This window comes from Longispora albida DSM 44784 (assembly GCF_000379825.1).
GTDB lineage: Bacteria > Actinomycetota > Actinomycetes > Mycobacteriales > Micromonosporaceae > Longispora > Longispora albida.
This window is the reverse complement of the sequence record NZ_KB903837.1, coordinates 155,285-177,398: the sequence shown is the minus strand read 5'-3', so window position 1 is coordinate 177,398 and position 22,114 is coordinate 155,285. Positions and strand designations below refer to the sequence as shown.

The 22,114-nt window shown below is 68.9% G+C and carries 22 protein-coding genes; 13 read left to right on the top strand and 9 right to left on the bottom strand.

All coding sequences use genetic code 11. The features are described from left to right. Positions 1-11: 11 nt before the first annotated feature. Positions 12-1,310, bottom strand: coding sequence for an adenosylmethionine--8-amino-7-oxononanoate transaminase (bioA, locus tag A3G1_RS0129010; RefSeq protein ID WP_018353017.1), 1,299 nt, complete (start codon positions 1,308-1,310; stop codon positions 12-14). 47 nt (positions 1,311-1,357) lie between these two features. Between bioA and bioB the strand changes: the two genes are divergently transcribed. Genes bioB through A3G1_RS0128985 form a run of 5 tightly spaced genes read left to right on the top strand, consistent with a single transcriptional unit; the run spans position 1,358 to position 4,992 of the window. Next, positions 1,358-2,353, top strand: a complete 996-nt coding sequence (gene bioB, locus A3G1_RS0129005) for a biotin synthase BioB (RefSeq protein ID WP_018353016.1) — start codon at positions 1,358-1,360, stop codon at positions 2,351-2,353. A gap of 3 nt (positions 2,354-2,356) precedes the next feature. Beyond that, the gene (gene bsaP / locus A3G1_RS0129000; protein WP_018353015.1) at positions 2,357-2,536 is read left to right on the top strand and encodes a biotin synthase auxiliary protein BsaP; all 180 of its coding nucleotides are present in this window, start codon (positions 2,357-2,359) and stop codon (positions 2,534-2,536) included. A gap of 19 nt (positions 2,537-2,555) precedes the next feature. Continuing rightward, positions 2,556-3,407 (top strand): ABC transporter substrate-binding protein, encoded by an 852-nt coding sequence (locus tag A3G1_RS0128995; RefSeq protein WP_018353014.1) that lies wholly within the window; start codon positions 2,556-2,558, stop codon positions 3,405-3,407. Next, positions 3,404-4,249, top strand: coding sequence for an amino acid ABC transporter permease (locus tag A3G1_RS0128990; protein WP_026212643.1), 846 nt, complete (start codon positions 3,404-3,406; stop codon positions 4,247-4,249). The genes A3G1_RS0128995 and A3G1_RS0128990 overlap by 4 nt, the downstream gene beginning before the upstream one ends. Beyond that, the gene (locus tag A3G1_RS0128985; protein WP_018353012.1) at positions 4,246-4,992 is read left to right on the top strand and encodes an amino acid ABC transporter ATP-binding protein; all 747 of its coding nucleotides are present in this window, start codon (positions 4,246-4,248) and stop codon (positions 4,990-4,992) included. Before A3G1_RS0128990 ends, A3G1_RS0128985 begins: the two co-directional genes overlap by 4 nt. A gap of 10 nt (positions 4,993-5,002) precedes the next feature. Here A3G1_RS0128985 and A3G1_RS0128980 read toward each other — a convergent pair whose 3' ends face one another. Continuing rightward, positions 5,003-5,479: an NUDIX domain-containing protein gene (locus A3G1_RS0128980; protein WP_026212642.1), complete on the bottom strand. Its 477-nt coding sequence runs from the start codon at positions 5,477-5,479 to the stop codon at positions 5,003-5,005. Continuing rightward, positions 5,476-6,189, bottom strand: coding sequence for a TauD/TfdA family dioxygenase (locus tag A3G1_RS0128975; protein WP_018353010.1), 714 nt, complete (start codon positions 6,187-6,189; stop codon positions 5,476-5,478). The genes A3G1_RS0128980 and A3G1_RS0128975 overlap by 4 nt, the downstream gene beginning before the upstream one ends. 44 nt (positions 6,190-6,233) lie before the next feature. On the opposite strand from A3G1_RS0128975, the gene A3G1_RS0128970 reads away from it, so the two are divergent. Then, positions 6,234-7,475, top strand: a complete 1,242-nt coding sequence (locus A3G1_RS0128970; RefSeq protein WP_083937171.1) for a helix-turn-helix domain-containing protein — start codon at positions 6,234-6,236, stop codon at positions 7,473-7,475. Between the two features lie 77 nt (positions 7,476-7,552). Here the strand turns inward: A3G1_RS0128970 and A3G1_RS0128965 are convergent, their stop codons facing one another. From A3G1_RS0128965 to A3G1_RS0128955, 3 genes are all read right to left on the bottom strand, one after another. Further along, positions 7,553-8,329, bottom strand: coding sequence for a hypothetical protein (locus A3G1_RS0128965; RefSeq protein ID WP_018353008.1), 777 nt, complete (start codon positions 8,327-8,329; stop codon positions 7,553-7,555). Continuing rightward, the gene (locus tag A3G1_RS0128960) at positions 8,322-8,819 is read right to left on the bottom strand and encodes an RNA polymerase sigma factor (protein ID WP_018353007.1); all 498 of its coding nucleotides are present in this window, start codon (positions 8,817-8,819) and stop codon (positions 8,322-8,324) included. Before A3G1_RS0128960 ends, A3G1_RS0128965 begins: the two co-directional genes overlap by 8 nt. Before the next feature lie 117 nt (positions 8,820-8,936). Beyond that, on the bottom strand, positions 8,937-9,185 hold the full coding sequence (locus A3G1_RS0128955; protein WP_018353006.1) for a YbjQ family protein: 249 nt from the start codon (positions 9,183-9,185) through the stop codon (positions 8,937-8,939). Between the two features lie 60 nt (positions 9,186-9,245). Between A3G1_RS0128955 and A3G1_RS37360 the strand changes: the two genes are divergently transcribed. Continuing rightward, positions 9,246-10,535 (top strand): hypothetical protein, encoded by a 1,290-nt coding sequence (locus tag A3G1_RS37360; RefSeq protein ID WP_018353005.1) that lies wholly within the window; start codon positions 9,246-9,248, stop codon positions 10,533-10,535. Positions 10,536-10,609: 74 nt separating this feature from the next. Continuing rightward, positions 10,610-11,509 (top strand): DMT family transporter, encoded by a 900-nt coding sequence (locus A3G1_RS0128945; RefSeq protein ID WP_018353004.1) that lies wholly within the window; start codon positions 10,610-10,612, stop codon positions 11,507-11,509. On the opposite strand, the gene A3G1_RS0128940 is transcribed toward A3G1_RS0128945, so the two are convergent. Both A3G1_RS0128940 and A3G1_RS0128935 read right to left on the bottom strand, forming a co-directional pair. Next, the gene (locus tag A3G1_RS0128940; RefSeq protein ID WP_245563619.1) at positions 11,506-12,690 is read right to left on the bottom strand and encodes a YncE family protein; all 1,185 of its coding nucleotides are present in this window, start codon (positions 12,688-12,690) and stop codon (positions 11,506-11,508) included. The genes A3G1_RS0128945 and A3G1_RS0128940 overlap by 4 nt on opposite strands. Positions 12,691-12,735: 45 nt before the next feature. Then, entirely contained in the window at positions 12,736-13,632 is an 897-nt protein-coding gene (locus A3G1_RS0128935) for a hypothetical protein (RefSeq protein WP_018353002.1), read from the bottom strand. A gap of 231 nt (positions 13,633-13,863) precedes the next feature. On the opposite strand from A3G1_RS0128935, the gene A3G1_RS0128930 reads away from it, so the two are divergent. From A3G1_RS0128930 to A3G1_RS39925, 3 genes are all read left to right on the top strand, one after another. Then, positions 13,864-16,284 (top strand): M4 family metallopeptidase, encoded by a 2,421-nt coding sequence (locus A3G1_RS0128930; RefSeq protein WP_018353001.1) that lies wholly within the window; start codon positions 13,864-13,866, stop codon positions 16,282-16,284. A gap of 51 nt (positions 16,285-16,335) precedes the next feature. Continuing rightward, on the top strand, positions 16,336-18,168 hold the full coding sequence (locus A3G1_RS0128925; protein WP_018353000.1) for an endonuclease/exonuclease/phosphatase family protein: 1,833 nt from the start codon (positions 16,336-16,338) through the stop codon (positions 18,166-18,168). Between the two features lie 334 nt (positions 18,169-18,502). After that, on the top strand, positions 18,503-19,492 hold the full coding sequence (locus A3G1_RS39925) for an SIR2 family protein (RefSeq protein ID WP_157641474.1): 990 nt from the start codon (positions 18,503-18,505) through the stop codon (positions 19,490-19,492). An 80-nt stretch (positions 19,493-19,572) separates the two neighbouring features. On the opposite strand, the gene A3G1_RS0128920 is transcribed toward A3G1_RS39925, so the two are convergent. Beyond that, entirely contained in the window at positions 19,573-20,133 is a 561-nt protein-coding gene (locus tag A3G1_RS0128920; RefSeq protein WP_211216399.1) for a TetR/AcrR family transcriptional regulator, read from the bottom strand. A 63-nt stretch (positions 20,134-20,196) separates the two neighbouring features. Here A3G1_RS0128920 and A3G1_RS0128915 point away from each other — a divergent pair, with 63 nt between their 5' ends. Next, positions 20,197-21,156, top strand: coding sequence for an alpha/beta hydrolase (locus A3G1_RS0128915; RefSeq protein WP_018352998.1), 960 nt, complete (start codon positions 20,197-20,199; stop codon positions 21,154-21,156). Positions 21,157-21,256: 100 nt separating this feature from the next. Continuing rightward, positions 21,257-22,090: a hypothetical protein gene (locus A3G1_RS42000; protein WP_245563618.1), complete on the top strand. Its 834-nt coding sequence runs from the start codon at positions 21,257-21,259 to the stop codon at positions 22,088-22,090. The last annotated feature ends 24 nt before the right edge of the window (positions 22,091-22,114 follow it).

The window sequence follows — 22,114 nt, the reverse complement described above, 5'->3', positions numbered from 1 at the left end:
GTCCGTGCGGGTCACCGGACGACCTCGTCGACCGCCTCGGCCAGGGCACCGATCATCAGCTCGGTCTCGGCCGGCTCCAGGTTCAGCGGGGGCATGATGACGACCGTGTCGCCGAGCGGGCGCAGCCACACGCCACGGCGGCGGGCTGCCCGGCAGACCTCGAAGCCCGTCCGGTGGCCTGCGGACTGGACCTCGACGCCGGTCATGGTGCCGATCCGGCGGATCTCCTTGACGGCCGGGCTGTCGCCCAGCGGCTTGAGGAGCCTGCCCATGTGGTCGCCGAGGGCCGTCGCCATCGCCGGCAGGTCGTACTGCTTGGCCAGCCTCAGGTTCGCGATGGCTGCGGCGCAGGCCAGCGGGTTCGCGGTGTAGGTGTGACCGTGGAAGAACGTCTTGTCCGGAGCGCCGACGAAAGCGTCGTACACCTTGTTCGTGGCGAGCACCGCCGACAGCGGCAGGTACCCGGCGGTGATGCCCTTACCGCAGGTCAGCAGGTCCGGCGTGATCCCGGCGTGGCTGTGCGCCCACATCGGGCCGGTCCGGGCGATGCCGGTAGCGACCTCGTCCACCATCAGCAGCGCGCCGTACTGGTCGGCGAGCCGGCGGGCCGCGGCCAGGAAGGACTCGTGGTACGTGAGCATGCCGGCGGCGGCCTGCACCATCGGCTCCAGCACGATCGCGCACACCTCGGAGCCTCGCTCGGCCATGACGGCTTCGAGCTCGGCGATGACCTCGGCGGCCCGGTCCTCGGGCGTCTGGCCCTCGGCGCGCAGGCCGGGCGAGCCGATCGTGGCGGTGTTCAGCAGCAGCGGCCGGTACGTGGCGTGGAAGAGCTTCATGCCGCCGACGCTGACCGCGCCGAGCGTGTCGCCGTGGTACGCCTCGGACAGGTGCACGAACAGCGGCCGGGGCTGGCCGGTCTGCACCGAGTACTGGTAGGCGATCTTCAGGCCGGCCTCGACGGCGCTGGAACCGTCGCCGGCGTAGAACACCTTGTCCAGGCCCGGCGTGATCTCCAGCAGCATCTCGGCCAGCTCGATGCCCGGCGTGTGCGTGGCGCCGAGGAAGGTCGAGTGGTCGAGCTTGCCGAGCTGCGCGACGATCGCGGCGTCGATCTCCGGGTTACGGTGCCCGAAGGTCGTCACCCACAGCGAGGACACCCCGTCGAGGTACTTGTTCCCCTCGGTGTCGAAGAGCCACGGACCCTCCGCCCGGTCCACTACGGTCGGTTCGTCCTCCAGCCACGCGCTGTGCTGGGTGAACGGGTGCCAGACGGCCGCCGCGTCCCGGTCGAGCCAGGTCGACATCATGCCCCCCACTTGTTGGTTGCCCACAGGAACGCTTGTAGGGTAGCGCCATGTCTGACATCCTGGCGCGCGCCCGCCGCGAAGTACTGCCCACCGGCGTCGGCCTCGACGAGGCCGGGATCCTGGAGGTCCTGGAGCTGCCCGACGACCAGCTCTCCGAGGCGCTCCAGCTCGCGCACGAGGTACGGATGGCCTGGTGCGGCCCCGAGGTCGAGGTCGAGGGCATCGTCTCGCTGAAGACCGGCGGCTGCCCCGAGGACTGCCACTTCTGCTCGCAGTCCGGCCTGTTCCAGTCGCCGGTACGCAGCGTGTGGCTCGACATCCCCGAGCTGGTCAAGGCCGCCCAGCAGACGGCGGCGACCGGCGCGACCGAGTTCTGCATCGTCGCGGCGGTGCGCGGTCCCGACGCCAAGCTCATGAAGCAGATGCGCGAGGGCGTGAAGGCGATCAAGGAGGCCGTGGACATCCAGGTCGCCGCCTCGCTGGGCATGCTCACCCAGGAGCAGGTCGACGACCTGGTCGACATGGGCGTGCACCGCTACAACCACAACCTGGAGACCTGCAGGTCCTTCTTCCCGAACGTGGTCACCACGCACAGCTGGGAAGAGCGCTGGGAGACGCTGCGCATGGTCCGCGAGTCCGGCATGGAGGTCTGCTGCGGCGGCATCCTCGGCCTCGGCGAGAGCCTGGAGCAGCGCGCGGAGTTCGCGGCCCAGCTCGCGCAGCTCCAGCCGCACGAGGTCCCGCTGAACTTCATCAACCCCCGGCCGGGTACACCGATGGGCGACCTGCCGCTGGTCGACACCAAGGACGCGCTGCGGGCCATCGCCGCGTTCCGGCTGGCGCTGCCGAAGACGATCCTGCGGTACGCGGGCGGGCGTGAGCTGACGCTGGGCGACCTCGGTACCCGCGAGGGCCTGCTCGGCGGGATCAACGCCGTGATCGTCGGCAACTACCTGACGACGCTCGGCCGCCCGGCCAACGAGGACCTGAACCTGCTGGTCGACCTCAACATGCCGATCAAGGCGCTGAACGAGACGATCTGAGCGATGACTCACTGTGACCACTGTGGTGAACTGCTGACGGCAGGCAGCCACGAGGCGTGCCGGGCGGCGCGGACGATGGAGCCGCCCCGGTACTGCCCGCAGTGCCGGAGGCGGCTCAAGGTGCAGGTACTCCCGGCCGGCTGGTCCTCGGCCTGCGTGGAGCACGGCCTCGTCGAGGGCTGATCGTGTCTAGGATGGCGGCATGTCTCGTGCCCGGTTCGCCGCCGCTGTCCTGTTCGCCGCCGCCCTCACCGTCACCGGCTGTTCCGCCGAGGAGACCGGCAAGCCTGACTCGTTCGCGTGCTCGGCCGACAAGCTGCCGACCCTGAGCAAGGGCAAGCTCACGGTCGGCACGGACAACCCGGTGTACGGGCCGTGGTTCGTCGACAACAAGCCGGAGAACGGGCAGGGCTTCGAGTCGGCCGTGGCGTACGCGGTGGCGGAGAAGCTCGGGTACACGAAAGAGAACGTGGTCTGGACCCGGGTGACCTTCAACAACGCGATCGCGCCCGGGCCGAAGACCTACGACTTCGACATCAACGAGTTCTCGATCACCGAGGACCGGAAGAAGGCCGTGGACTTCTCCTCCGGCTACTACGACGTGCGGCAGACCGTGATCGCGCTCAGGGGCTCGAAGATCGCGGGCGTCACGTCGGTGGCAGGGCTCAAGGGCGCGAAGCTCGGCGCCCAGGTCGGGACCACGAGCTACAAGGCCATCACGGACGTCGTGAAGCCGGACGAGAAGCCCGCCGTCTACAACAACAACGACGACGCGAAGGCCGCACTGGCCAACGGCTCGATCGACGGCCTGGTGGTGGACCTGCCGACAGCGTTCTACATGACCTCCGCCGAGATCAAGGACTCGGTGATCGTCGGCCAGCTCCCCCAGCCGCCCGGCGTGGCGGCCGAGCAGTTCGGCCTGGTGCTGGACAAGGGCTCGAAGCTCACGTCGTGCGTGTCGACGGCCGTCGACCAGCTCCGCAGCAGCGGCAAGCTCGGCGAGCTGGCGAAGCAGTGGCTGGCCGGCACGTCGGGCGCGCGCGAGCTCACGTGACGCACACCCCGAGCAAGTACCAGCTGGAGCGGGTCGCGTATCGGAGGTCCCGGGCGATCCGGTCGGCGTTCGTGGCGGCACTGTCCACTCTGGTGCTCGGCACGCTGCTCGTCGTGGCGATCACGGGCGCGCCGGGCTGGCAGCGGGTCAAGGAGACGTTCTTCAGCGCGGCAGCCGCGCGGTCCTCGCTGCCGTCCATTCTGGACGGACTGCTGCTCAACCTGCGGCTCCTGGTGTTCTGCGCGGCGGGGGCGCTGGTGCTCGGCCTGCTGATCGCCCTGCTCAAGACCCTGCGTGGCGCGCTTTTCTTCCCGGTACGGATGCTGGCGAACGCCTACACCTACGGCTTCCGGGGTGTGCCGCTGATCATCCTGCTGTACGTGCTGTGCTTCGGCGTACCGGGGCTCCGGCTCAGCGGGACGCCCTCCGTGCTCGTGCTCGGCGGGGCGGCGATCGTCCTCACGTACGGGGCCTTCCTCGCCGAGGTGTTCCGGGCTGGCATCGAGTCGGTGCACCCGAGCCAGCGCGCGGCCGCCCGGTCGCTCGGCCTGACGTACTGGCAGGCGATGCGGCACGTCGTCCTCCCGCAGGCCGTCCGGCGCGTGGCCCCGCCGCTGCTCAACGACATGGTGTCGATGCAGAAGGACGTCGGGCTCGTGTCGATCGGCGGCGTGATCGACGCGGTGCGGGCGGCCCAGATCGAGGTGGCCCAGACGTACAACTACACGCCGTACATCGTGGCGGGCGTGCTGTTCGTGCTGCTCGCGGTGCCGGTGATCGCGATAACGGACTGGGTGACGCTGCGCGCAGCCCGCAGGCAGTCGGCGGGGAGTACGACATGAGTGTTGTTCTTTCCTGCCGGGAGCTGCGCAAGACCTTCGGCCCGAACCTCGTCCTCGACGACCTCAGCCTCGACGTGGCCGAGCACGAGGTCGTGACCCTGATCGGCGCGTCGGGCTCCGGCAAGTCCACCCTGCTGCGCTGCGTGAACCTCCTGGAGGACATCGACGACGGCTCGGTGTGGCTGGACGGCGAGCACATCACCGGCCCCCGCGTGAACCCGGACCTGGTCCGGCAGCGGATCGGCATCGTCTTCCAGTCGTTCAATCTGTTCCCGCACATGACGGTGCTGGACAACATCACCCTGGCCCCGGTCCGCGTCCACCGGACACCGGCGAAGGAAGCCGCCGCGCGGGCTCTCGAACTCCTTGCCCGCGTCGGGCTCGAAGCGAAGGCCCGCGAGTATCCCGACCGGCTGTCCGGCGGCCAGCAGCAGCGGGTGGCCATCGTCCGCGCCCTGGTCAACCAGCCGCGACTGCTCCTGCTCGACGAGGTCACCTCGGCACTCGACCCGGAACTCGTCGGCGAGGTCCTCACCATGATCCGCGACCTCAAGGGCGAGGGCATGACGATGGTGATCGCCACCCACGAGATGGGCTTCGCCCGCCAGGTCTCCGACCGCGTGTGCTTCCTGCACGCCGGCCGGGTACTGGAGTCCGGCCCGCCGTCCCAGGTCCTCGGCGAGCCCGCCGAACCCAGAACCCGGCAGTTCCTCCAGCGCATCATCGAGGCAGGCAGGTTGTGACTTAGGCCGGCTATTTGGTCACTGTGGCAATCGCGGCCCTGGCCCATTGGGACACCCGCCAGCCTTCGGGCAGCGCGGACAGGTCAAGCTCCGCCCATCGCGTAGCGGCTACCTCGCTGTTGGGGCTCAGCTCAGGGGCCACCGCCTGCCCGCGCAGAATGACGAGGTGGTCCAGCTTGCCTTCCTGGCTGGTCACGTGCTCGCTGATGATGGCGACTGATGGCCGGAGTTCGATCCCGAGTTCTTCCCGGCACTCCCGGCGGGCCGCGTCCTCCGCTGACTCGCGGCGGGGCCGGTAGCCGCCGCCAGGAAGGCTCCACAGATCCCGATCGCCGTACGAATGCTGGACGAGCAGGAAGCGGCCCGAGTCGTCCGGGTGCAGGACAAGCACCTTCACTCCGAACGTCCTCGGCTTGAAGACCTTCCAATAGGCCTGACGCAAACCGTTCGCCAGCCGGAGCAGGGGCGCTGGGATTCCTCGCCTCATGCCGCCCACTTTCGTCGCAACTCGATGGTCCGGAAATGCGGATCATCGTATCGGAACCGGAGCATCTTCCTCCTTCCCGCGAACGGCTCACGCGTGTGAATCATGAACCGGTTGTTCACGACCAGAAGGTCACCGGGACGCCACACGTGCACGAGGATCAGCGAAGCGTCAATGGCGCGCTCGGCCGCCTGGTACAGCTCGCGCTCCGTCAGACCAGGCGGAAGCCCGGCAACGGTGTTGGTGTGGACCTCCGACCGGTAGCGCAGCACCCGGCCATAGACCGGGTCGTCCCAGACCAGCGGATGAGTAGCGGCCTGGCCCGGATAGACCGTGCTCCAGAAGCGCATCTGCACACCGGCCAGCTCCGGAATCTCCCCGAGCAGTGCTTTCGCTGCCCTCCGGCCATCGTAGAGACAGGTAGCACCGCCCTCAGCCGACGGCAGAAGGCAGCCGAGAGCGAAGCACTGCAACAGCTCAGGCTCCGAATAGGTCAGGCTCTCCGTGTGACGCGGCAGCCAGGTGGGCGAGCCTTCCCCTTCCAAGGCCGTCACGCCTACCGAGTTCGCCCCGGTTGTGCTGCCAACCCTCGATGCCACATCTCTCAACGCGGCCTCCGTGGGAATCGAACGCAGGTTGACGTACCCCCGGAACTCGATCTCCTCACGCACGTCTTCCAGATCGAATCTCCAGGTGCCGAACTCTCCGCGCACCGGCCTTCCTCCGTTCTCCCCCAGGGTTCAGCGGGACAGGCGCTATGGACACAGCTTCCCTGGTCGGCCACGATCGTTGGAACAGGAAAACCCACCGCAAATGGTTTGCCGCAAACGGAGCCCCTGTTGTGATCGTCACGGGACAAGACCTCAGGGCCGCCCGGGTGAACGCTGGCCTTGACCTTGCCGATGTGGCCGAGATTTCCGGAAAGTCGATCAGCCATCTGAGCAGGATCGAGCGCGGCATACGCGAGGTCACCCCGAGCATCGTCAAGGGCTACGAGGTGGCCACCGGGCGTACCTTCGCGAATGTGGAACGCCGTGAGGTTCTCGGGCTGGTAGCCGCTGCTGCCGTGGGTGTGGCCCCCCTGGCCTGGCTGGCGGAATCCGAAGAGCCCCCGCGACACGCGGGCTGGGCTGAGGTCCGGGGCATCACCGAGGCCACGGAATTCCTGACGACCATCGACATGACGCGCGGTGGCGCGGGCTCCGGCGGGCTCGCGCAGCACGTACTGAAGTGGGCATTCCGGTTCCTGCACGCGCAGGCCAAACCTGATGTCCGTGCCGCACTGCACAGTGCGGCCGGCGCGATGGCCGATCGCGTTGCCTGGTCGTGCTTCGACGGTGGGCGCTACAAGGTCGCACACAAGCTGTGGCTGACCGCGCTACAGGTCACAGCGGACGGAGACGATCCGACGCTACGAGCGCACATCATGTTGAACTTCACCTACCACGAAGGTGAGGCCGGGCGATTCGAGAACGCCGTCAGCATCCTCCGGATGGCCCTCGGTGACGAGCGGATCTGTGCCGCCGAGCGGGCCAATCTGCACGCGATGTGCGGACGGCAGCTGGCGTTCCTGGGAGACATCGAAGGGGCGCTCCGGCAGATCGCCCTGGCCGAGCAGGCGCACGCTGATCCGGACCTGAGCGAGGTCCCGGTCTGGGCCGGATTCCTGTCCTCCCCTGGTCACCTGGACTCCGTGATTGGCCGGGCGATGCTGAGCGCTGGCCGCTACGAGCTGGCCGCCGTCCGGTTCAGCCGGGCGGTTGAGGGCTTCGGCCCCGGCAGGGCGCGAGGGCGGGCGCACAGCCAGATCTTCCTCGCTCGTGCCCATGCCCACCTGCGCTTGACCGATCAGAGCGAGACCGAGGCACGCGCAGCGCTGAGCGGGCTTGCTGGGATTCGCTCGGGCCGGATCGCCAAGGACCTGCGGCAGCTTCGGCCACTGGTGGGCCAGGACCTTCAGCAGGAGATAGACCGGGCGCTGAACAGTGCAAACAACTGAGGCCGCCTGTTCGTCCACTTCAGGCACAAGTAGCCGGGCTGGCCTCCGGAGGGCGGCCAGCCCGGTTCGCTGGTTGGTTACGGGATGCGGGTGAGAGCCTTCCTGGTCAGGTCCCGGGTCTCGGACTGTAGGTCGGCGCTGAGCGCGACCAGGCCGCTGACCTGGACGGCGACGACGTAGTCACCCTTCCGGACGAACTCGACCCATGCCTCCATGTTCCGTGGCTGCCCGACGGTCAGGGCCCGGCCGGCGAAGGACCTGTGGGTGCGTACCGAGTCGGGTCCTTCGAAGCCGGAGGCTTTCAGCGTCCACTGTGGATCGCTTTCCCGTACCTGGCCCTGGCACTGCGCGAGGTGCTGGCGTAGTTCGGTCATGAACTGGGCGGCGCCGCCCGGCCGGAACTGTGTGACGACCTCGGTCACGAATCGGTTGTCCGGCGATGTTCCGTAGGTTCCGCTGAGGGCTCCGGTGGCGGCGCGGAGGCCGTCGCTCGGGTAGCTGAAGCACGGCCGGATGCCGAGCGCCAAGGTGCCGTCCTGCTGGGGTTCGATCCGGGTCTGGGCGTCGGCGGGGAGGTCCGGCTGACGCAGGAACACCGAGGGCTTCACGTGGCCGGTGACGGGGGCGGCGCTGCTGGTGGCGGACGCGAACGGGCTGGCGCCGTCGGTACCGGGGAAAACCTGGGCGCCGAGGGCGATGCTGGCGAAGAGTGCGACGAGGGCGATGCCGGAGACGGCAGCCGTGCGGCGGGTACGCCGCTCGCCGCGCTGGCGGATGGCGTCCGCTGACGGCATCAGCACGGTGTCGGTCGCGCTGCTGAGGTTCGTGAGGTCGGGAATGGACTGTTCAGGCATGTGCGGTTTCCTCCTGCTTCTCGCTGAGCAAGGCTGCGAGCGCCGCGCGGCCACGGGACAGCCGGGCCTTGACGGTGCCTTCCGGGGTGCCCAGCTCGGCGGCGATCTCGCCGACGGGCATGCCGTAGAGGTGGTGCAGCACGATGGCCGCGCGCTGGGCGGCCGGTAGCTGCTGGAGCGCCCGCGTGAGGGCGATGTGCTCGGCCGAGGGGCCGGGAACCGGCTCTGGCGGGCCGAGCCGGCGGCGGGCGCTCAGCCAGCGGGCCGCAGCCCGCCACCGGTTCGAGGCGAGCCGCCAGCCGACGGTGCGGACCCAGGCTTCCGGGTCCTCGTAGCGGCTGATCCGGCTCCAGCGCTGCCAGGCTCTGGCGTACGCCTCCTGTGTGAGGTCCTGGGCGGAGGTGAGGTCGCCGCTGACCGCGTAGAGGTAGGTGAGGACGCGTTTGTGCGTTCCTCGGTAGAACTGGTCGAATGATGCGCTGTCACCCATGTCCCCGTCACCTCGTGTGGCCGGCGTTGCTGACTTGTCAACAACACACACTCAGTGGCGCACGGCCGGTTGCACCGGGAAGTGGATCTTTTCGCGGGGACGGGCCGACGGCGCGCCCTACGGGTTGCGGATGAGGCGGACGGCTGTGCCGGTGACGGCGAGGATCCGGTCGCCAGTCACGACCTTGACGTCGATGATGGCGTTCGCGCCGAAGCGCTGGGCCTGCTGGACGATCGCCTGGACCAGCTCGTTGAGCGCGCCCTCCGGCGGCCCGCCGACGTTGACGCTGAAGCCGTAGTCCTGGAAGACGAGGCCCCGCAGCTCGTAGGTGTGCCCGGGTACCTCGGGCAGGCTCGACACCAGCACAGTGCTCCTCCTCGCGGCGATGCCTTGCGGACGGAGCCAGGGTACCGACATGATCTGGCGATGCTCCGCAAAGTCCTCGTCACCGCACTGACTGTCGTGGTCACCCTGATCGCGGGTGTGCAGAATGTCCGGCTGTTCGCGCCGAGCCCGCTGGAGCAGCGGGCCGAGGACGTGGTCGCCGGCGCGCTCCCCCGGCTCGGGTTCCTGCGTGACGCGCTGGCTGGCGGGGCTGCGGAAGAGGCGCAGGCGAGCTTCCCCGAAGGGTACTTCTTCCTCTATGAACTTTATGGTCTCGCCTGGGTGAACGTCGGGATGAAGGCGCCGCAGCACAAGGCCAGGGCACTGTCCGAGGCGCGCTGGGCTCTGTCCCATCTGGACTCCGAAGCTGGCCGGGCACCGTTCTCCGCTCAGCTCAAGCCGGCCTACGGCGTGTTCTACACCGGCTGGACGAGCTGGCTGCGCGGCGGCATCGTGAAGCTCGACGGCGGGCCGGACGCCCCGGAGCGCGTGAAGCTCGCCGCCGACTCCGCAGCGCTGGCCGAGGCGCTGGCGGCGAGCCCGACACCGTTCCTGGAGGCGTATCCGGGGCAGGCCTGGCCGGTGGACAGCGTCGTGGCGGTGGCCGGGCTGAGCATGGTGACGCAGCTCGGGATCGCGGACTACGGTGCGATCACCGGGCGCTGGCTCGCCGCCACGGACGAGCGGCGGGACAAGGAGACCGGCCTGCTGCCGCACCGGGCCGACGCCGCGACCGGCAAGGGGCTCGACGGGCCACGGGCCACGTCGCAGGTGATGCTGCTGCGGTTCCTGACCGAGATCGACCAGGCCAGGGCGGTGCGGGACTGGCCGGTGTTCCGGGAGAGGTTCCGGTCGACGGTGCCGGGGGCTCCGGGGCTGCGGGAGTACCCGCGCGGGGCGGACGGGGACGGTGATGTGGACTCCGGGCCGCTGATCCTCGGGCTGTCGGCCTCGGCGAGCGCTGTCGGGCTCGGTACCGCGGTGATCTTCGGGGATCGGGAGGTGGCCTCGGAGCTGGCCGGGCTGGCTGCGGTGACCGGGTTCTTCGTGCACGACCGGTACATGGCCGGGCTCGTGCCGATCGGGGACGCCTTCATGGTGTGGTCGCTGACGAGCATGCCGTGGGTGACGGGCGGGGGCAAGTCGGAGACGAGGGACGACGGGGGCTGGCGGCTGCCGTGGCAGCTCGGTACCGCGCTGATCGTCCTGCCGTTGTGGTTCTGGACGTGGCGGGTGTGGACGGTGCGGCGGCCTCGTACGCCGTCTGGCGAAGTACCACTCGACGACGTATCCACTGTGGATGGTTCCGAAGCGGTAGTGCATCGGAGCTGACGGCCGAAACGCCCATCGTGACGGAAAGTTCCTGGTGGTGACCTGGCCCGCCCGGTCCGGCGTACGGTGGGGTTATGGCGCAGGGCCCGGATCGCCTGGCGCTGCTGAGCTTCGCCGGCGCCTCGGTGCTGGCGGGCGGGAACGCCGTCGGGGTCCGGTTCAGCAATCGTGAGCTCGACCCGTTGTGGGGAGCCGGGCTCCGGTTCGGGCTGGCGGCCGGGATCCTTCTCCTGGTCATGGCGGTCATGCGGCTGCCGGTACCGCGCGGCCGGGCGCTGGCCGGTGCCCTGGTGTACGGCCTGCTGAACTTCGGTGGCGGGTTCGCGCTGGCCTACTACGCGCTGGTCAGCATCCAGGCCGGCCTCGGGCAGACCCTGCTGGCGCTCGTACCGCTGGTGACGTTGCTGCTCGCCGTGCTCCAGGGTGACGAGCGGCTGCGGCTGCTGTCCGTCGTGGGTACGGTGCTCGCGCTGGCCGGGGTCGCCGTGGTGTCGAGTACGCCGCTGCGCGGTTCGGTACCGGCGCTGTCGCTGCTCGCCGCGCTCGGCAGCGTGCTGTGCCTGTCCCAGGCGGCTGTGCTGGCGCACAGGTTCCCGGCGGCGCATCCGGTGGCGGTCAACGCCGTCGGCATGACGACCGGGGCGGCCGCGTTGCTGGCGGGTTCGCTGGTCGCCCGGGAGTCGTGGAGGCTGCCGGAGCGGGCTGAGACGTGGCTGGCGCTGGCCTATCTGGTACCGGTCGGCTCGGTGCTCGTCTTCGTGCTCTACCTCGTCGTGCTCCAGCGCTGGGCGGCGTCCCGGGCGGCGTACGTGGTCGTGATCGCCCCGATCTTCGCCATAGCGTTGTCCGCGTGGCTGGACGACGAGCCCGTCACGTCCTCGCTGGTGATCGGCGGGCTGCTGGTGCTGGCCGGCGTGTACACGGGAGCGCTCCGCCCCGCCCGGGACAAGGACGGGGCTGACGACCTCCGCTAGCGGATGTTGCTGGTGTGGCCGAGGGAGAACCGGCCGGGCTGCGGCCAGTACGTGAGCCCGTGCGGGCCGGAGCCGACCGGAATCCTGGCGAGCAGCCTGCCGTCCTCGGTGCTGAGCACGTACACCTCGTCGTGGTACCTGCCGCTGAGCCACAGCTGGGTGCCGTCCGCTGACACCGAGCCCATGTCGGGGCTGCCGCCGCCAGGGATGCGCCACTTGGTGAGGACCTGGTACGTGGCCGGGTCGACGACGGTGACGCTGCCCTCGCCCCGGTTGGTGACGAACATGCGCTTGGAGTCGCGGGAGAAGTACGCGGCGTGGGCGCCCTTGCCGGTCGGGATGAAGCCGGTCTGCTTCGTCGCCTGGCCGTCGAACATGTACACCCCGTCGGCGTGCATGTCAGCGACGAAGAACGTCTTGCCGTCGGGTGCGAGGCGGGAGTCCTGCGGCATGCCGTTGGGTACCCGGTCGAGCTGGAAGGTCTGCACCTGTTCCAGCGTCGTCATGTCCACGGCGATGAGCTTGTTGGCGAACTCGCAGGTGACCAGGGCCCGTTTGCCGTCCGTGGTGAAGTCCATGTGGTTCACGCCCGCGCACTCCGGCACGCTGAGCTGCTTGTGGAGCTTCCAGGTGCCGAGCTCGTAGAAGTCCAGCCGCTTGTACCACTCGGCGACGACGATCGCGTACTTGCCGTCCGGCGTGAAGTACAGGTTGTACGGGTCCTGGAGCATGATCGCCTCGCCGGGCTTGCCGGTCTTCGGGTCGATCGGGATCAGCGAGCCGGCCGGCACCTTGTCGGCGGTGACGTACAGCGTCGTCATGTCGTACGAGGGCACGATGTGCTGGGGTTCCTCGCCGCCGTAGTACTTGTCGATCACCTGGAACGTCTTGGGGTCGATCACCCAGACGTCGTTGGAGTTGTTGTGCGGCACGTACACCAGTTCCCTGGCGCCCTTGACCGCTTCGGAGAACTTGCCGGGTGCAGAGGCCGCGTAGACGTCGGCGGTGCTGACCGGCGGCGGCATGCCCGGCAGGCCGTCGAAGGCCGGTGATGGCGAGGCCGACGGCGAGGGGCTGGGGCTCGGCGAGGTGGCCGCTGGCGGGGCGACGGTCGCCTTCGGCTCGTTCGAACCGCAGCCGCTCAGCGCGGCCAGGCCAGCCATACTCCCCGAAGCAATCACCCAAATAACCTTTTTAAACACATATGCACTGTACCTGGGCGCCGATCAGTACTGTCTGCGCGACCGCAGCACCGCGCGCAGCTCCCGGGCCAGCCCGGCCAGGTCCTCGCGCATCCGCTGGGCCGTGACGTGCAGGACGAGCCAGCCGGCGGCTGCCAGCCGGTTGAGCCTGCGCCGGTCGGCGTGCAGCTGGCGCGGGTCGCCGTGCCAGAGCGCGTCGTACTCGGCGGCCACCCGGTACTCGGGCCAGGCGAGGTCGACCCGGCCGAGGAACTCGCGGCCGGTATGGATCTCGAACTGGGGTACCGGCACGGGCAGCCCGGCCAGGATCAGCCGGACGCGCAGCCGGGACTCCTGCGCCGACTCGGCTCTCGGGTCGACGAGCGGGGCTGCGAGCCGGAGCCGCCGGCCGCCGCGCCGCCCGGCCAGCCGGATCGCGTACCGCTCCAGCGCCTGCCGGTCGAGGACGCCGAGCCCGGCGAGCGCGTCGAGGTACGCGACGGCGTCGGCGGGCGGGAGGTCGCGGGCGAGTTCGAGGCCGGTGCGCTCGGGCGTGGTCACGGGGATGCGCCCGTGTTCCCGGAAGTCCACTTCGGAGGCCGGGACGGGGTACGTGCGGATGGCCAGGCCCGCGACCGGCCCGAACCGGTACTCCGGCGGGGTCACCACCTCCACCTCCGCCTCGTCGGCGAGCAGCTGGGCGCCGTAGAGCCACGCGGCAGACCGGCCGGTGACCGCCGCGCCCGGCGGCAGGAGCATCGCGGCGGCGAGGCAGCGGTGCCGGTGGTCGATGACCAGGTCGGCGTCCGCGTACACACCACGGAAGATCCGCTGCCAGCCGGCCCCGCGCAGCTGCGCGCCGGTCAGGCCGCACCGCCGGGCGTGACCGACCGGGAAGATCTTGCCGACCAGTTCGGGTGGCTTCCGCGCCGCACGAGCCATGCATCCAGAGTGACCGATCGATCACGCAGTTGCGCGCATTGCGGCGAAAGAAAGTCCACAGTCGGCACTGCGCTTTCGGGGAAAGTAAGCGTTCCCCGCCTTTGAATAACAGCACTTTCCGGGAAAGCGTGAAGCCTGACCAGGGCTTTACCGGCCAAAAGATCGACTGATAGAGATATATCGGCGGTCATTTGCCAACTCGGGCCGCCTCCCCTCGGCTAGGAGAATCGAATGCGAAAATCCATTGCCGTTTCCGGGGTACTGACGCTCGTCGCTGGGCTGCTGGCCACCGTGGCCACCACAGCCCCGGCGGGCGCCTCCCCGGCCACCAGCCAGGACCAGGCTCTCGCCGCCGCCACGGCCGCGCTGACCGCGCACCGGGCGGAGATCGCCGGTTCGGCTGGTGACGGCTATGTCGTGGCGCGGACGAGCGTCGACCCCGACGGCGCCTCGCACGTCCGGTACAACCGGACGTACCGCGGGCTGCCCGTGATCGGCGGCGACTTCGTCGTCCACAACGCACCGGGCGGGGCCTTCGCCGGTGCCTCCAGCGGCCTCGCGGCCCCGATCAGCGCGAACACCACGCCCGGCGTGCAGTCCGGGCAGGCTGCCGCCAGGGCGAGGCAGGAGTTCACCGGGCAGGTCAGCGGCGTGTCCGCGCCCCGGCTGGTGATCGACGCGACCTCGGGTACCGGCAGGCTGGCCTGGGAGACCGTGGTCTCCGGCGTGGCCGCGCAGACCCCGAGCCGGCTGCACGTGCTGACCGACGCCCAGACGGGCGCCGTGCTCGGCAAGGCTGACGCGATCAAGACGCTCGGGTCGCGGACGGCGAGCACGGGGACAGGTGACAGCGCGAGTGGTGGCGCGCTCGTCGCCGGTACCGGTAACAGCATCTACGCTGGCTCGGTCACCATCGACACGACGCTCAGCGGCAGCACCTACACGATGATCGACCCCTCGCACGGCAACGGCAACACCTGCGACATGAACCAGGGCACGTCCACCTGCACCAACTTCACCGACCCCGACAACACGTGGGGCAACGGCACCCAGTCGAACCGCCAGTCCGCCGGCGTCGACGCGCACTACGGCGCGGCTCTGACGTTCGACTACTTCAAGAACGTCCACGGCCGTAACGGCATCTTCGGCAACGGCCAGGGCGTGCCGAGCCGGGTCCACTACGGCAACGCGTACATCAACGCGTTCTGGGACGGCTCACGGATGACCTACGGCGACGGCGCGAGCAACCAGCGCCCGCTGGTCTCGATCGACGTGGCCGGGCACGAGATGGCGCACGGCGTGACCGAGGCGCTGTCGGGCCTGGTCTACTCCGGCGAGTCCGGCGGCCTGAACGAGGCCACGTCCGACATCTTCGGCAACATGGTCGAGTTCTACGGCGGCAACGCCTCCGACCCGGGCGACTACCAGGTCGGCGAGAAGATCAACATCAACGGGAACGGCACGCCGCTGCGGTACATGTACAACCCGGGGCTGGACGGTTCCTCGCACACCTGCTGGTCGACCTCGACCCAGAACGTCGACGTGCACTACTCGTCCGGCGTCGGCAACCACTTCTACTTCAACCTGGCCGAGGGTACCGGCGCCACCCCGTACGGCACCTCGCCCCTGTGCGGTTCGAACCCGGGCACCGTCGGCATCGGCCGCGCCAAGGCCGAGAAGATCTGGTACCGCGCGCTCGACCTGTACTTCACCACGACCACCCGCTACGTGCTGACCAGCAACCCGGCCAACACGTCCCGCGCGTACACCCTGACGGCCGCGAAGGACCTGTACGGGCTGTGCAGCACCGAGTACAAGGCCGTGCAGTCGTCGTGGACCTCCGTGAACGTCGCGGGTAACGACGCGCCGTGCACGAGCAGCCAGGACTTCTCGATCGCGGTCAGCCCTGGATCGGGTAACACGAACCCGGGCGGCACCCTCACGGCGACCGTCACCACGACGACCACTGTGGGCGCTCCGCAGGCCGTGACGCTGTCCTCGGCTGGCGCGCCGTCCGGCGTGACGGTGGGCTTCAACCCCGTTTCCGGCAACTCCGGTTTCACCTCGACGATGACGATCTCGACGACGGCCGGGGCGGCTCCCGGCACGTACACGATCACTATCACCGGCACGGGCACGGCAGTGACCCGGTCGACCTCCTACGCGCTGACCATCAACGGCACGGGTGGCTGCGGCAGCCCGGGTCAGAAGCTCGGCAACCCGGGCTTCGAGGTGGGCTCGGCACCGTGGACGGCGACGGCCGGCGTGATCGGCGCGTGGGGCGGCACTGGCGCTCCGCGCACCGGCACCCGCAGCGCGTGGCTCGACGGCTACGGCACGACGCACACCGACACGCTCTCGCAGACGGTGAGCATCCCGCAGGGCTGCGCGAACTACACGCTCAGCTTCTACCTGAAGATCACGACCTCGGAGACGACGACCTCGATCCAGTACGACCGGCTGACCGTGCAGCTCGGCGCGACGACGCTGGCCACGTACTCGAACCTGAACGCCAACAACGCCTACGCGCTCCGCTCGTTCAACGTGTCCGGCTTCGCAGGGCAGACGGTGACGCTGAAGTTCACCGGTACCGAGGATGTCACCCTCCAGACGTCCTTCGTCATCGACGACACGGCGCTGAACGTGTCCTGACCTGAGAGCAGTGCTTGACCGGAGGCCGTGGCGAGGAGTCTCATTCTCGTCATGGCCTTCGGCGTAGCGCTCATCATCGATGTCCTGCGGGTCTGGCTGCCGTCACTGATCACTGTGTACGGTTCGGCCGGAGCCACGCCAGCCGAGCAGATCGGGCTCTTCGCGCTCGTTTGCTTCGCGGCGGCGTTCGTGGCTGTCCCGCTGGCGAGGCGGGCCGGGCCGTCGTTCGCGCTGCTGTCGGCGCTGGGCCTGGTCGTGGCCAGGATCGTCCTCCAGGGCACGCACGGCGGCACGCCCCAGCTCGTCGCGTCGACGGCGGCGCTGGTCTTCGGCCTGTGGTGGCTGGTGAGCCTGGCGGTGGGCGGGCTGGGCAGCCGGTGGGCCGCGGTCGGCCTGGCTGGCGGTTTCGGGCTCAACGCGACGGCGCACGCGCTGCTCGGGGGCGTCGACCTGCAATGGCGTACGGGATGGTGGGTGTGGGTCATCCTGGTCCTGGCCGGGCTGATCACCCTCGCCGCGACCTCGGCGGTCCCCGAGCGTTCCGGGGCCGATCCGGCACCCGCGCGTTTCTGGCTCGCTGCCGGCCCGGCTCTCGTCCTGGCCACCATCGTCACCAGCGCCCCGATGGCGACCGGCGCGCTGGTCGGCCTGCCTGAACGCCCGCTCGCGATCGCCGCGACCGTGGCCGGATGCTCCCTCGGCGTCTGGGTCGCCTCGATCACGCACCGCAAGGGCCGGTGGGGTGTGGCCATCGCCGGGGCGCTGCTGCCGTTCTCCCTGAGCGCGCCACCCGTCGCCGCCGTCCTGCTGGGAGCGTGCCTCGGCGCGATCGCCCGGCCCAGCCGGGGAGCGAGGCTCGCGGTGCCCGGCGACGCGGTCCCAGGCCAGGGGTCCGGCCGGGTCCGGGGCGGTCTGGCCGCCGCCGGGGGCCTGCTCGCCTTCATGATCATGCTTTTCCTGTACTACGCCAGCTACGACCTCGACCTCCCCTTCCCGAACGTGGCCGTCCTCTTCGCGGCAGCGCTCTGGCTGACGGCGACCGTCGTCCTGGCCGGCCCGCCAGCCGAGTCCGCCGAACGTCCACGATGGACACAGCACGCCATCCGGCTCAGCCAGGCGGCCGCACTGGCCGTGGCGGTGTTCCTCGCGTCCTCCGGTGCCGTACCCGACCCGGAGGACCAGCAGGCCTCCCGCTCCGTCCGCCTCGTCACCTACAACATCCGGATGGGCTTCGACCTGACCGGCCGCTTCGCCGTCGACGACCTGGCGGCCACGATCCTTGACCAGAACCCCGACATCGTCCTGCTGAGCGAGGTGGACCGGGGCTGGTTCCTCAACGGCGGCCACGACACGCTCGTGCTGCTCGCCAAGCGCCTGCGCATGGAGTACGTGTTCGGCCCGGCAGCCGACGGGCTGTGGGGCGACGCGATCCTCGCCCGGGTACCGCTGCGCTCCGTGCGCCGCGTGCTGCTCCCGCCGGCCGGCCCGACCGGGGCACAGGCACTCGGGGCCGTGGCCGAGCTCCCCGGTGGCCGCAAACTCGCCCTGATCTCGACGCATTTCCAGCCGGACGGCAGCAACCCGCCGGCCGAACAGGCGCGCGTGGCGGCAGGCCTGCTCCGCGAGTACCCCGGCCTGCCCGTCGTCCTGGCCGGTGATCTCAACATCGAACCGGGCTCGTCGGCCTTCACCGTCCTCACCGACGCCGGCTTCCGCGACGCCTTCGCGCCCAGCCGGCCCGTCCGCACCTTCCCGAGCGACACACCCCGCGAGCAGATCGACCACGTACTCGTCACCGAAGGCCTCACAGCCTCAGGCGTCATCACCCCGGACAGCCAGGCCTCCGACCACCGGGCCGTCGCGGTGACCCTGCTGCTGCCGTAGGTGCTCCGAATCTACAAGCAACGGGTGCCTCGACCGGAGACTCCGAGATTCGCCCCCTGACGCCAAGGGCGTCCCAACCTGCACAGATGCGAATCACGAATCAATCTCGCGAACGAGCTCGAATTGCCACCCCCTGGATTGATCTGTGCTCCACTGGAATTGCAGGGTGACCCAGCGATGAGCTTGGAGGCCCACAATGTCTCTCGATAGAAGCTTGTGCGCACTCATCGGCAATGGCGCTAGCCTTGTGTACAGCCAGAGGCTGAGCTGCAGTCATCTGTCGCAACATCTAGACGCCACTCTTGATTGCTCCGAAAGGCTCAAAAGAGCCGCAATGCACCTGTGCGTAGATACCCAAAGACCCCCTAGAGGCGGATTCGAGGAGCTACTAGGCCCGCTTGACCGCCTTGTGGACACTCTAGTTGAATTGATGGCGATAGAGGGGATTTTTAGGCAAAGAAAGCGCAAGCCATTCCGACTCACAAGCAGTCGTATAGCAACTCTATACAGACATGGGGCGGGAATCGTACTAGAGGAAGTCGCAGAAGCTTCCATCATCAGGAAGTCTTCACCCGAATGGCTTCGATACCGGGCTTTTATTGACTGGATGGAAAATGTCCGCGATAGCAGAAGGCTAAACTGCTTCACTCTAAACTATGACGCCCTCCTAGACGGAGCCTTTTTAGAACGTGACTCGGACATGGCCGACGAGGCCGCACCCTTTAAGCCCACTATCTTGACGGACCGGCGCCACGGCAGTATTCCCGTGTTCAAGCTTAGAGATCCGGACAGGTTTTCAGCTGTACCGCCTAAAACGAAGGTGTTGCTGAATCATCTGCATGGCAGTGTGCAATGGGTAGAGCACGCGGGTGAAATCTATAAGGCAGGTAACTTGCAGGAGCTCAGGAGTGCCAGAGTTTTCCAATACGACCCGAATGGGGATGCTTTCTATAATCCCGCAGTGGTCCTTACGGACAGGAAATCCCAGATCGTGCGACGGCAGCCATTCGAATCCGCATATCGCAATTTCAGCGCATCCCTGGAACGAGCCGAAGGCATTGTCATAGCCGGGTATGGCTTGGGCGACGTTCCAGTGAACGTGACTATCAGGAAGGCATTGACGGCGAAGGTTCTCAAAGACGAAAAATTCAAAATTGTCGCCATCTGCCCCGAGGGTAAGCAGGCATTTCTTGACGCTATCGCTCCGCAGGGAGAGGCGGATACCCTACGAGGCTACCTTGACGACCCCCAGACCTTCTACCTCACAGATCAGTCTCTACCGGGCGCAATACAAACCGACCCGCTTGCATCATGGAATTGGTAGTAATTCCGGCTCACACTGCGGGCCCGGGGTTACATGATTGACCAAGCCGGAAATTCATATCTAGACAGGCCCGATCGACCCTAATCAACACGAAGAACCCGGAGCACCATCTCCACCAGTGCATCCACATCGGACTCAGCCATCGGCTCGCCGGTCATGCCCATGCGGTGGAGCAGGGTGCCGGTGACGACGTCGATCAGGAACAGCACGCGGTGTTCCGGTTCGCCCAGCCCGGCCTGGAGCGCACGCAGGTACGGGGCCTGGAACTGGGTGGCGAGGATCTCGCGGAGCGCCGGATCGCTGACGGCGTCGCTGAACACGCCGGCGAAGGCCCCTCCGACGCCCGGTTCACCGATCTTGCCGGCGATCCACCGGATGGCGGAGGACAGCAGCTCCGCCCGCCCGGCGCTCTCGATCGGTACCGGGCCGAAAGCGTCCAGCAGACCCTCCACGACCAGCGCGCCCCGGGACGGCCAGCGCCGGTAGATCGTCGTCTTGGCGACCCCGGCGGCCGCGGCGATCCGGTCCATCGTCGCGCCCGCGTACCCCAGCTCCCGCACGGTGCGGAACATCGCGGCGAACACGGTCGCGTTCAGGTCCGAGCGTGGCCGCCCGGCTCCGGCTGGGCTGGATATCTGCACGAGCGCAGGCTATCTTACCGGAATACGCTACCGTCAGTAGCGTATTCCGGAGCGGAGGACACCATGACAACCAAGGCCCCGCTGGGCGCCCGGCTCATCCTCAGGAACTCGGTGGACTGGGAGTCGATGACCCCGGAACAGGTCATCGCCGCCCGCGTGAAGACCAACAGGCTGCGGTCGTCGCGGGCGACCCGGTTCATCACCGGGCTCCCGGACCGGCGGGCCAGGATCGAGGAGCGCACGATCGAGCTGCCTGGCCGCAGGCTGACGCTGCGCGTCCACCGCCCGAAGGACGCCGGGACACGGCTGCCGCTGGTCCTGTCGTTCCACGGTGGAGGGTTCATGGTCGGCACGGCGGCGCAGAACGACTGGCTCAACAGCCATCTCGCCGCGCACTGCCCGGCCGTGGTCGTGTCGGTCGAGTACCGGCTGGCGCCCGAGCATCCGCTGCCCGCCCCCGTGGACGACGGCTACGACACGCTCGTCCAGCTGATCGGGGACCACCGGCGCTGGGGCATCGACCCGGAGGCTGTCGCGCTCTTCGGCGAGAGCGCGGGTGGTTCGCTCGCCACGCTCCTCGCGTTGCGGGTCCGCGAGGCCGGGCCGGCGTTGCGCGCTCAGGTGCTGGGCTATCCAGGTACGGACTGGTCGGAGACGATGACCGAGTACCCGTCGTTCATCCGGAACGCCGGCCATCCCGGCCTCTCGCTGTCCGAGCTGCGCCTGGCCCGCAGGCTGAGCGTGCCGCCGGCCCTCGACCCGCGCACCATCTCGCCCGTGAAGCTCGACGACCTGGCCGGGCTGCCGCCGACTCTCATCGTCACCGCCGCGCTCGATCCGCTGGACGACCACGGCCGCCATTACGCTGAACGGCTCCGGGCGGACGGCGTCGACGCTCAGGTACGGACATATCCGCGTGCCATCCACGGCTTCCTCAGCATGCCCGGCCTGATCCCCGACGCCCGGCCCGCACGCCAGGACATCCTCACGTTCCTCCGGCGTCACCTGCACCCCGCGTCCTGAACGGGCAGCCCAAAGGTTTCAGGGCCCTGACTCCTTCACCGGTGTTCTGAGTGCCCGGGCCATCCGACCCGGGCACTCACGATGCCGCGATGATGGACGCGTGCGGATCATTCGAGGGTACGAGGAGCGGATGGCCGGGTACCGGCGAGCGCTGGAGGCCAGGTCGATCCGGACCCCGGCGGCACGGCTCCGGGAACTGGCCGTTGACGAGATCCGGCCGGTACGGGTCTGGACGGCCCGTAATCACAACACTCCGCCGGACGCCCTCGACAGCCTCGCCGACGACGGGGACGAGATCGTGCGGTGGAACGCGCTGCTCAACGGGCGGATGCCGGCGACGGCTCTGGCCCGCGTGGCCCGTGACAGACATCGCCGGCGGTACGTGGTGCGCCGCCTGATCGCCCACCACGGGAACACGCCGGGCGAGCTGCGGCGGGAGCTGCGTGAGGACGGGGTGTGCGAGGACTGCTCACCCGAGTGTCCTGGGTGGAGTGTCTACGGGGGCCAGATCGCGGTGCGGCGATCCAGGTACGAGGCAGCGGGGCTGTTCCGGCGCACGGAAGCCGAGCGCGCCGACCAGCTGCTGTCGTGGCAGCGGGACGACCACGCTTTCTTCGCGGCGGGCGCCTGTCACATCCTGGCGTGGGCGTTCACGGCCTCGCCGTGGGGCGCCGGATTCGAGATCCGGGTGATCTTCGAGCCGGGCGCCGCGTACCCGGTGCACGTGTACGCGAGCGACGGCCGATGGGCGTTCGACCACTGTGGATGGACGCCGGAGAGCTGGCTGCTGGCCGCGTACGAACACGAGCGCGTCATGACCGTCGACGTGAGCCTGGAGGAGTTCTGCGCGCGGTACTGGCACCGGCTGCCGGAGCAGTACGCGCACTCGCCGTGGGAGCGGGCCCGGGCCTACGTCGCCAGGTACAACGCATGAGAACGCCCCTCCCCCGGCTGACTG